General features: G+C 50.1%; 4 protein-coding genes and 3 pseudogenes. 1 reads left to right on the forward strand and 6 read right to left on the reverse strand.

Features of this window, described 5'->3' with window-relative positions:
- Positions 1-524 precede the first annotated feature (524 nt).
- A pseudogene (locus JCM2765_RS14440) lies at positions 525-1,905 on the reverse strand (sugar porter family MFS transporter).
- A 531-nt stretch (positions 1,906-2,436) separates the two neighbouring features.
- On the opposite strand from JCM2765_RS14440, the pseudogene JCM2765_RS14445 reads away from it, so the two are divergent.
- Positions 2,437-4,054 (forward strand): annotated as a pseudogene (locus JCM2765_RS14445) (ABC-F family ATP-binding cassette domain-containing protein).
- A gap of 244 nt (positions 4,055-4,298) precedes the next feature.
- Here the strand turns inward: JCM2765_RS14445 and JCM2765_RS14450 are convergent.
- From JCM2765_RS14450 to cas9, 5 genes and pseudogenes are all read right to left on the reverse strand, one after another.
- Entirely contained in the window at positions 4,299-5,249 is a 951-nt protein-coding gene (locus JCM2765_RS14450) for an ABC transporter substrate-binding protein (RefSeq protein WP_054737333.1), read from the reverse strand.
- Positions 5,250-5,282: 33 nt separating this feature from the next.
- On the reverse strand, positions 5,283-6,266 hold the full coding sequence (locus JCM2765_RS14455; protein ID WP_054737334.1) for a FecCD family ABC transporter permease: 984 nt from the start codon (positions 6,264-6,266) through the stop codon (positions 5,283-5,285).
- Positions 6,263-7,234: a FecCD family ABC transporter permease gene (locus JCM2765_RS14460; RefSeq protein ID WP_054737335.1), complete on the reverse strand. Its 972-nt coding sequence runs from the start codon at positions 7,232-7,234 to the stop codon at positions 6,263-6,265. The genes JCM2765_RS14455 and JCM2765_RS14460 overlap by 4 nt, the downstream gene beginning before the upstream one ends.
- Positions 7,231-8,037 (reverse strand): ABC transporter ATP-binding protein, encoded by an 807-nt coding sequence (locus JCM2765_RS14465; RefSeq protein WP_054737336.1) that lies wholly within the window; start codon positions 8,035-8,037, stop codon positions 7,231-7,233. Before JCM2765_RS14465 ends, JCM2765_RS14460 begins: the two co-directional genes overlap by 4 nt.
- Before the next feature lie 193 nt (positions 8,038-8,230).
- A pseudogene (cas9, locus tag JCM2765_RS19200) lies at positions 8,231-11,514 on the reverse strand (type II CRISPR RNA-guided endonuclease Cas9).
- Positions 11,515-11,795: the final 281 nt, after the last annotated feature.

The following is an 11,795-nucleotide window of genomic DNA, read 5'->3' on the forward strand; positions in this document are numbered from 1 at the left end:
CAACGCAACTGCATTAAGTTCACGTAAACGGAGCGCATGACCGGTAGATTTGATCTTGCACAATTTTTGACTCATTGCAGCTACTGAACATTGACCACGATTGTTTCTGCAACTGTTGAGTTACCATTAAACGTAACTGTCACGCAGTTTCGTCAACTTCAGCACGTAACCGTTAGCAGTTCTGGTTGCCAACAGCGCACAATGTAGCGGGAGGCGGAGGCGCGCGGGGCTCAGCAGTGTCGGTATGACTTAAGCAGTCGTGCCCCGTGGGGTGCGAGTGCTTTAGTCATACGCGGGTCCGGAGAGATCCGGCACGGAAGTGGTCTTCTTCCGTTTCTAGCTCGTAGGCCCGCCACTGCGTTCCAGTCCCCGCATAGCGCCGGAGCCTCCCGCGGCATCTTCCCACTATAGAGAATCAGAATCACTGAATTTCACAAACTGAACATGCTTACGCTGGACACAAACGTAACCAAAAAACGACAACCTCGAACGTATCGAGATTGTCGTTTTAATTTAATATCAGTTTATTTAGCAGCGGCTTTATCCGCACTTTGCTTCCGCATTTCCATTTCGATTTCTTCGAGTGACTTGCCCCGAGTTTCTGGGACGAAGTAGATGACGAAGAAGATTGAAACGATGGCGAAGAAGGTGAACACTGCGAATGGACCACCAACGTTGTTGTGGAAGGCACTCAACAGAACCAAGAAGAATTGTGACACGATGAAGTTACCGATCCAGTTGGCAGCTGAACCAATGGAGTTACCAACCCCACGGACATTCAATGGGAAGATTTCACCGATCATCAACCAGCAAATTGGGCCCCATGAAACGGCGAAACCGAAGATGTAGATAGCGATTAAAATCATCGTTGGTACGGCAGCGGCTTGAACGCTCAACGTAAAGTTCAAGACAGAGAGGATCCCGATGGAAACGGCCATCACAATTGAACCAAAGAGTAAGATGGTCCGACGGTTAAACTTATCCATAATCTTGTAGGCCAAGATCGTGCAGACAAAGTTGACGACCCCAATCCCAACTGAGATCCAGATAGCGTTACTTTCAGCAAAACCAAACCCTTTGATGAACACTTGTGGCAAGAAGTAAATGACGGAGTTGATCCCAACTAATTGTTGCAAGAACATCAACCCAATCGCCACGACAACGGCTGGACGGGCGAAGGTAAAGAGTTCCTTCAAACCACCTTTTGGTTGATTAGCAACACTTTGAATTTCAGCCAATTCCTTGTCAGGATCTTCAGTTGTATTTTCCCGAAGACCGTGTAGGACGGACTTGGCTTCGTCGATACGGCCCTTTTCAACCAAGAACCGTGGTGATTCTGGTAAGATCAGCGACCCGATAAACAGAATAGCGGCAGGAATCAAAGCAGAACCTAACATCCAACGCCAGTCCCGAATGCCTAACAGGTTGTGGTGCAAGAAACCTAAGTTTGACATGTAAGCTAACAAAATCCCTAACGTGATCATCAATTGGAACATCGTCAAGTGAGCCACGGTGTGGGGCATCCGCTAATTCAGCCAAGTACGCTGGCGTTAAAGCGGACGCTGACCCAACGGCGAACCCTAAAATGATCCGGGCAATAATCATTGAAACGAACCCGGTAGCGACCATTGATAATCCAGAACCAACGAGGAAGAGGATCGAGGCCAGCAACAGCAACTTTTTCCGACCATACTTGTCAGACAATGACCCAATCGATAACGCCCCAACGGACGAACCAATCAGCACAGACGAGGTAATGAACCCGGTCTGTTCAACGTTTAAACTAAAGTCGTTTTCAATCAGTGACGAGGCCCCGGAAATAATCCCGGTATCGAATCCAAAGAGCAAGCCCCCCAGTGCGCCGAAAACGAATATGAAGAAAATACTTAAATGGTGTTTACGCACGTGAATCGCTCCTAACTTATCTAACTTAATAATTGCTTTTTCAACAGTTTCCAATTGTAAACGTTTTCAGATAAAAGGCAAGCGGTTACATTTCAAAATTTCACAAAAAATGAAAGTGTTTCATTTTGGCACAGTAGCGCATGTTTTGACCCATTAGCTACACCAATCTTGTTTGAAATTGAGCATAACCGGTCCTAACTGCACTTACCCCCGGTTTGCACTAAAACCATTTACTAATGATTAAATTATTTAGTAAAATTCGGTTAATTGGTATAGGCCGTAAAAATATATCATTTATTTTATGATTGTTGTTACCACACGCAACCATCGTCCATTTAATTCCAGTACTCGATGTTAACCATTGTTCGCCCCACTCATCGTACACTGCAATCCGGCTACAAGTTGAATTTCCGAACTTTCCCATCGAATTTAGTCCGATTGATTGGCTTATTCGTTGCTAATCTGCTACTATATAAAGACGTGAATAATTGTCACAACTAACTATCAATCAAATTAAAGCGAGGTAAGCGCGTGTTAACTGTAACCAACGTGTCAATGCGGTTCTCTGACCGTAAACTGTATGATGATGTGAACTTGAAGTTTACGCCGGGCAACTGCTACGGCATTATCGGGGCTAACGGTGCCGGTAAATCGACATTTTTGAAAATTTTAGAGGGTCGTTTAGCACCAACCACCGGTAACGTCTCGATGGGGCCTAACGAACGAATGAGTAGCCTGAAGCAAGATCACTTTGCCTTTGACGACCAAACCGTTTTGAACACGGTCTTACAGGGTCACGAGCACCTCTATGAAGTGATGACTGAAAAGGATGCCCTTTACGCAAAAGCCGACTTCTCCGATGCTGATGGCATCCGGGCAGCCGAGCTCGAAGGTGAATTTGCTGAAATGGACGGCTGGAACGCTGAAAGTGATGCTAGTCAACTCCTGCAATCCATGGGCATCACTGAAGATCGTCACCAAACATTAATGAAGGACTTCACTGAAAGTGACAAGATCAAGGTCTTGTTGGCGCAAGCCTGTTTGGCCAACCCGACGTCCTACTTTTAGACGAACCGACCAACGGTTTGGATCCTCAAACCATCAGCTGGTTGGAAAACTTCTTGGCCGACTACGCTAACACCGTTCTAGTCGTCAGCCATGACCGTCACTTCCTGAACGCCGTTTGTACCCACATGTGTGACGTGGACTTCGGTAAGATCCAACTCTTCGTCGGTAACTACGACTTCTGGCTTCAAAGTTCTGAACTGGCCTTGAAGTTACGCAACCAAGCTAACTCGAAAAAAGAAGAACAAATCAAGCAACTCCAAGAATTTATCGCCCGCTTCTCGGCCAACGCGTCGAAGTCGAAGCAGGCCACTTCTCGGAAGAAGCAACTGGATAAGATCACCTTGGACGACATCAAGCCAAGTTCACGAAAGTATCCGTTTATCAAATTCACGCCGGAGCGCGAAATCGGTAACGATTTACTCCGCGTGGAAAACGTTACGAAGACGATTGACGGCCAAAAGGTGCTGGACAACGTCAGCTTCATTTTACGTCCTGGCGATAAGACCGCCTTTATTTCCCGTTCTGACGTGACGACCAGCATCCTGATGCAGCTGATTGCTGGGACCATGGAACCCGATTCAGGTACCATTACCTGGGGTGTGACCACCAACCGGGCCTACATGCCAAAGGACCTCAACCCAGAATTTAGCGACGACCTCAACATTCTCGAATGGTTGCGTCAATTTGCTAGCAAGGAAGAAAGCGACAACACCTTCTTGCGGGGCTTCTTGGGCCAAATGCTGTTTAAGGGCGATGAAGTGCTCAAAGAAGTACCAGTCCTCTCCGGGGGCGAAAAGGTGCGGAGTTACCTCTCCAAGCTGATGCTCAGCAAGGCCAACGTACTGTTGCTGGACGACCCAACCAACCACTTGGATCTTGAAAGCATCACCAGCCTGAACGACGCCTCGTGGACTTCTCAGGCTCAATGGTCTTCACCAGCCATGACCACCAATTCATCCAAACCATCGCCAACCACATTATCGAAGTGGGACCAAAGGGCATCGTGGACAAGCCGGATACGACTTACGATGACTTTATGGCCCATGAAGTGGCGCAAGCGCAGGTGGCGGGAATTTATTAGCGTGCAGAACAAAACGCTTTGAGAGCGGCGTGTAAGTCACTTCGTGAAAGCCCCGGGTCTGGGGTTTTACCGAAGTCGACTTACACATAGCTCTCAGTTTTGTGGCGCACGTTTCGGCGTGGCTGTCTGATAAGACAAACAAATAATATCTCTCAAACAAAAAAGAGCTTACCTCCCTCGGTCAAATTCAACCGAGCAAGGTAAGCTCTTTTCGTTTAGAATTTCAGCGTTTATCTGACCTCAACTACTTCGCCGCAATCATCGCCTTCGTAATCAAATTCATCTGCGCGTAAACCGCATCCGGATCAAAGTAGTACATCTTATTAAACGGCAACTCGATCACGTGTCCCGCCTTCACTGGCGGCAAACTCTTCCAAACCGCGTTGGCCTTCAAATCCTTCACTGCAGCCTCACCCTTTTGAGTCGCCGTGGTGTTGGTAAAGAACAACCAGTCCGCCGCGTACTTGTTGAGCGATTCCAGTGAGATTTGTTGATACCCGGCACCCTTGTCGATCTTTTGGATGGCCGTTGGCAACTGGAAGTTCAATCCGGTGATCAACGCCTGACCGCCACGACCCCAAGCTGCACCATCAACAAACAGCTTTCCGTTTTGCATGTCATACATGCCAACTGTCGTTTTCGCCGTATCGATGCCGGCCTGTTTCAACTTAGCTTGGTTGACCTTCGCTTGTTGTTTGAACTTGTTATTCCAAGCCGTTGCCTGTTTCTGACGGTTCAAAATTTGACCAAACTTAGTGGCGGTCTGTTCAATGTTTCCCGTACTCCCATATGGCACGTAAACGACCGGTGCAATTTTCTTCAACGCCTTCACGTCAGCTTCGTTACTTGTGACGATCAAATCGGGCTTGAGTTTCAACACTGCTTCTGCTTTCAACGTTAGGCCCAGATTCTTGATGCTTGACCGGGTCGCTTTTGATATGTAGGGACTCGCAAGGTCGGTCGATGTGGCACCGACCACGTGACCGCCCAGTGACAAAACATCACCCGTGTAAACGTTCGTAACGATTCGCTTCGGGTGACTTGGAACTTTGAGCTTACCGGTGCTTGTCTTGATGGTCCGGGTAGCTTCAGCACTCGAATTGCTGGATTTACTAGTTGAACCACAACCACTCAACAAGATACCACCGACTGCCACAACGGCTGCTAAACTTAAAAGACTTTTCCATTTTTTCATATATCGGTTCCTCCCAAGGCCAGAATGTCTATTTTACTGGGAATTTTTCTGACCAAATAATTGATAAATAAAGTACGGCATCGTCACCACTGCCACGATCAACCCGACCGGCAACGTCACCTTCCCGAAGGCGTTATTAGCCACAACCGCCGATAACAGCATCAAACTACTCCCTAATAACCAACTCATGGGTAGCCAAATTGCAACCCGTTCCCCAACGATTCGCTTGGTGATGTTAGGAATCATCAACCCCACAAAACTAATGGCCCCGCCAACAGAAACGGCCACTGTCGCTAAACTAACGGCTAATAGTAATAGGCACCGTTGGCCAAGACGAACGTTAACACCAATGCTGACGGCCATTTTGGCGCCCAGCGTTAAACTACTTAGCGTTGGGATCATCACTAGCGTCAAGCCCATTAAAATCACGAGCACCACCCCGTTAATGGTTAAGAAACCGGCACCCAGATTCCAAAAACTGCCACTCAGCCAAACCAGTGCTTTATCGAAGTCGAACTGGTTCAGCTGCATTTCCAACATCAAAATGACGCCGTTTAACATCGCGGTCAACGCTACGCCACCGAGCAAGACTCGAATCGGATCACCTTGCCGATTAACCAGCATCACCAACCCACAGCTCACTGCGGCGCCAATTAAAGTTGCGCCCGGCAGCAGCGCCGTGCCACCACCGATAGCAGTGAGAAGTACCGCGCCCAGACTTGCGCCAGCGTTGATGCCAAGAATGCTGCTGTCCGCTAAGGGGTTGCCCGTAACGACTTGGAGGATCAACCCACTCACCGCCAAGGCACCACCCGTGATCACCGCTGCAACAACCGTTGGCATCCGTAACTGCCAGACCACGAAGTTGGCGGTGAAGTCACCGTGACCGATCAACGTGCCTAAAACCTGCCAGACGCTCAGCCGAATATCGCCCAGTGACAGCAAGAGCACCATTGAGGCCAAACAGAGCACACCGCTAAAACTCAACGCTAACCACGCCTTTGTTTGTCGTGTCATTCGCGCACCACCTGCCGTCCTAAAAGTACCATGACGAATAGCAGACAACCGCCACACATGGCACTCAACGCCGCTAATGGCAATTCAACTGACGGAATCACCGTTTTCGCAATCAGGTCCGCCAAGGTCATAAAGACGGCTCCCGCCACCATCGTACTGCCCACATTTTGCTTAAACGAGCCTGGCCGTAACACGTTGATCAGTTGTGGAATGCCGAGACCCACAAAACCGATATTGCCGCCAACTGACACACTGACGCCGGTTGCGAGAATGATTAACCCCGCTGCAATCAACCACAGTCTCCCAGTGGCAACACCAAGGCCCTGGGTCGTTTGTTCGTCCAATGCCAGTAGCGTAAAACCGGTACTGCAAGTGATAACGCCAATGAGTACAATGGCCAACGCCCCCGCCAACAGCCAAACCTGACCGTAAGTGGCGCTACTAAAGCCGCCCACCAACAGGTTCCGGTACTGTTCACTGGTATTGGTCACCACACTCACCGCGTAGGATAAACAACTGATGAAGCCGGAAAATACCGTGCCACCCAGAATCAACCGTAGTGGTTCAATTCCGTGATGGGACAACGATAAGCCCAACACCACCGCAAATGCGACCCCGGAGCCGATCAACGACAACCAAATCGTGTTACCGATCGACATGCCGATACCAACCACGCCACCGATGATCAGCGCGAGATTCGCCCCGGCGTTAATTCCCAGAATCGACGGATCAGCAATCGGATTATGCGCGATGGTCTGCAGCAGTAACCCACTCACAGCTAGCAACGCCCCAACCATCACACTGGCCAGCATCCGTGGCACCCGCATACCCCAAATGATGTTGCCAACCAGTTGCGTGGGTGGCTGCCACAACACCGTCACGCTGTACCAGTGCGGCCCACCCAGCACGTTGAGTACGGCACTGATGACCAGGAGTCCGACCAGGCCACCGCCTAACCACCGTCTCATGAGATGGCCGCCAGTGGCCGGCAGTTTAGCATTTGCGGGCAATCTAACTGCTGGTCGTAAGCAATGTCGGCCCTGACTTGAAAGACGTCCGCCAACAACTTTTCCGTCAACACCGTTCGCGGACACCCCGCCGCCTGAACCTGTCCGTGAACCAGACAGATCAGATGCTGGCAGTAGGCCGCGGCTTGATTCAAATCGTGAATAATTACCACGATTGTCTTATGAAACTTGGCGTTCAGTTCCTGTAACAACGTGAGAATCTCCAATTGATTCGTGAGATCCAAATAAGTCGTTGGTTCATCCAGCATCATTACCGGACTATCCTGCGCCAACGTCATGGCGATAAACGCCCGCTGTCGTTGCCCACCAGATAAATCACTAACGGGCTGGTCGGCAAAGGCCGTTAAGTGCACCGCCGTAATCGCGTCCGCCACCGCTTGCCGGTCGGCCTTCCCGAACCGGTGTAACCCACGACGGTGAGCATACCGCCCGTAAGTCACCAGTTCTGATACGGTGATGCCACTAGGCGCCTCTGGATGCTGTACCAGACAGGCAATGTGTTGCGCCCGCTGCTTGGCGTTAAAGGACGCCACGGTGTGGTCACCGAGGTAAACGTCCCCCGCCATCGGCTTTTCAAACCCATTGAGCACGTTGAATAACGTACTCTTGCCACTGCCGTTGGGGCCAATCAGGCCGGTGATCTGGCCCGCCGGAATCGTAATCGTTTGGTCATTGATCACCACCTTGTGACCGTAACCCGCTGATAAGTGCTGTGCCGAAAGACTACTGTTTGTCGTTTTCATCGCTGTCCCTCCTCGTCGCTTATTTCCGAAATTCAATTCAAGTCATTCCAGTCGATTTCAGCTTGACAAGCCTTGACCGACCCTTTAAGATAGACCCAACCAAACTTTTGGCTATTTTAGTCATAGTATCCTGACAAATCCTACTAAACCCAACCAGCAACGTGCGAGGCACGTTGCTGGTTTTTTGTTGCTGTTAAACGTTCACGTGATAGGCGCTGGCTGTTCGTTGCCCTTCGTGTTTGACTAGGTGCTGGTCGCCAAGATAGCTGACCCGGTATTTTTGCAAACTGGCCAGACTGGATAATGCCAGTTCTTGAATCTCGTAACTGCCATCATGGGCCTTAAAAGTGACACTGTTGTTCGAAATATTGATCTTCGCAAAGTAACAGTCGAGTTCGGTGACCTTCCGAACACTGCCGTTCGTAGACTTCAACCGAATCGCGCGTTCCCGCGTAATATGTACTGGATCGTTGGGATAGAGCGACCCCACGAACGTGTCCGTCGCCGTAATCTGGTCCCACTGCGCGTATGGTTTGCGCGCGGTGATGGCTTTGTTCGGCAGTTCATCTCGAACCAGATCAGCTGGATAAATTGGCACACCAGCGTAACCGTGCTCCGTTTGGTACAGATCGACTCGAACCATCCGCGAGTTACTAGCAACCCCGCGGTGATGGCCCACCGATGTTACTAGCGTCGCCTTTTTAGCCACTTTGACCTTTGTCACGAGCTTGGTCTGGCCACCGACCTGCACGGCGAGTTGACCCTCTGGAAAAGCCTGCTTACCATCACCGTTAGCGGCTAACAGCGCCGCCTGAATCGCGTCATACACCACGCGGTTACTGCCATCGGCTGCCAGTTGATACACACCCTTAGCGCCAGTGATTGTCTGGTCCTTACTAAGCTTGAGCGATTTAATCGCGACCCGTTGGACGACCATTCCCGTCTCAGCATACTGCTTAGCCGAGAAAACGGTCTCCTTATGCACTTCACCCCGCCCATGGTGTTGCGCTGTTCGGATGACGAACACGGGCTTCAGTGCTTTGATTTCACTTGGTCGGTACTGTGACCAGCGTTGCGTGATCATTAAACCAACGGGATCATCGGACAACCGGGCATTCAGTTCATCCCGGAATTCCGGCCATGGCAGCGGCATCTGGTTACGGACTTTAAGGTTCGCCGGTTGTAACGCCGCATCCGTCGCAGCGGTGCGTTCGAAGTCCGTCCACAGCGTTTCGTTGTGGGTGACTTCCCGCGCAGCACTGTACTGCATCAACGTTTTCAAGTAGGTTGGCACGGTGCAGCCCACCACAACCGCGTTGGCTGCGTAACGCAGATCAGTCGGTTGTTGAATCGACCGGATACTAAACCGTTGTAGCAATTTCGATACCGCCCGCGCATTAACCGACGTCACCGGGTCATGGTAAACCGGCCGGAAAGTAATGTTTTGTCGGAAATACTGACTGAGAATCTGGTTCACATACCGGTGATCGCCCAAGTTACGCGCTTGCCAGCGATTGCAGTCCTTCGCGGAGAAATCCGGTTTCAATAAGCGTTGCCGTTTTCGGAAGGATTTGACCGTTTTTTGAACTAATTCGGTATAACCAGCCTGCTGTTCGGGTGCTAGGAACTGCATTGGCAGCCGATTGCCTTTCATTTGGTTATTCATCGTACTCGTGACGACTTTGTTCAAGTAGCTATCGTCAAAGCTAACTGAGTACGGTGCCACGTGGTCGATCTGGTAATCGTCATCGTTAAACAGCCGCTCAGGCTGATTGGCTGACCACTGTACAGGTCAATTCCCTGCTGATCCGTAAATAGTCGCTGCTTGAGAATGTTGTTTCCCGTCACAGGAACGCCCAATTGGTGCAACGTGGCCGCAATTTTAGCCGTGCCAGCCCGTTCGCGTTGCCGGCGTTTATCGTAGTCGACCCGGTCTTGGAAATCGATGGTCAACTCCGTCGCCAACTTCATTCGAATCGCATCCGGCCGACCGTACTGGTTGGTAATGGCACGAACAACCTTTAACGCGATTGAAACGGCGCGTTTCGCCACCGGATTCGTTAAATTCGCGTATAAATAGTCTCGGTCGATCACCTGATCCTTCAGGAGATAACCCGCCAATTCTAGTGATTCTTCAAAACTGTGCCCGCGCCAAAGATAGGGCCAGAGCTGCCGCATCGTCTTCAAGGAATATTGAGAGTACGACGTATAGTTCAACGTCAACAAATGCTCAATTTCCGTATCCGAAAGGACTGCCAGTGCCGTCAAAGCGTTCCGCTTCGCTTGATCACTGGAGAAATTTGTCAAAATGGTGCCAATTTGGTCGATCAAATCCGTATCATCCGCATACAAACTCGATTTCAAAGCGACTTTGATATCATGAACCGGTTTAAAGTTGACGATTTTCGACCGTTTTTCAGCCTTCTTCACCGTCTGATTTTGATAGTTCACCTGACTAAACCGAACGTCGTCTGGCAACGCCAACGCATGCCGAGCTTGCGCAAAGTCCAAGCTTTGTTGCTTATGGGCCAGCGCAATCAAGGTGTGCCGTTGCGTGACAGTCAAGATGCGGCCATTACGTTCCCGTGGACTCACCAGTTTAATGGCGTTGACGGTCCGCAACAGGTCAAATTCACAACAAGTTCGGGTGGCTTTGGCTGCCCGCTTTTCTTGCGGTTCCAAGCTGTCATTCCCCACCATCTTCTCAATGAGGTTGCCCCCAAAGCGACTCGGGGCACTCGGACCACTATCAAAATTTCGTTGACTCGTTAAAATCGTTATGTAGGCTTGTTGAAATGCCGGTGTAATCGCAGTGTGGTACTGACGCTGGCTGCTCAAAATCAACCGGGCCTCCGCTTCGATCCATTCGCGAAGCGGGTGCATTAAGTAAGTTGACGCATAATTCTTATTGTGTTTCCGTTCTTGAAACCGCGGATCCTGTAGCATCATTTCACCAAAGGTCCGGTAATGGCCCGTTTGAAAGACCTGTTTGGTATCCTGAATGGCCTGCAGTAACCGACCGAGATCTTCGCCAGAATCTGAATCCATGCGGTTCGCCACTTCTGAACGGGAGTTGGACTTAAAGCCCCGATGGTTAACGAGGTAGTAAAGAACTTCAAACAACTCCAGTTCACTCAGCGGTTCGTCCAACGCCTTCACCCGAAGTTGCCAGATATCGTGGTGGGGTTGCTGTTGCGTAAAGTACGCATTGAGCTGTTCGGCGGTCATTAGTCCTGACCGAACGAACAACTGCGCAACTCGGTGTTTGCGAAACCGCGCTCGTCGATAACGACGCCGGGTGCACCGGTGCTGTCGCGTCGTCATCGCTAGTGAGGCCCCATCTTTCGGATTTTCAGCCTTCGGAAACAGCACACTATCCAATTTTAGAATCTTATTTGGTTGCCCCTGCTCATCCGTCTGCAAGACCGCAAAACCGACGGACGCGAGGTTAATATCTAATCCAATTAAGTAGCTCATTGACACACCTACCTTCTATAGCGTTATCCACCTATGATTAAACAGATAGCCCCCACCTCCGATTGAGAAGATGAGGGCTAGAGCTGTACGGCAGATCACGTGGATCGCCTTATCATAGTATCCTTACAAATCCTACTAAGCAAGGATTCAACTCAAACTCGGATGTTTAAGTGCATGCCATTATTATAAGGAATTTTCCGACCAATGTCACGCATTTCTTTAATCATTTTCTCATTTCTTTTTAACTTTTGCTTACATAAGTTTTTCGCTATTGCACTGTC

This window comes from Secundilactobacillus similis DSM 23365 = JCM 2765 (assembly GCF_001311075.1).
Taxonomy (GTDB): domain Bacteria; phylum Bacillota; class Bacilli; order Lactobacillales; family Lactobacillaceae; genus Secundilactobacillus; species Secundilactobacillus similis.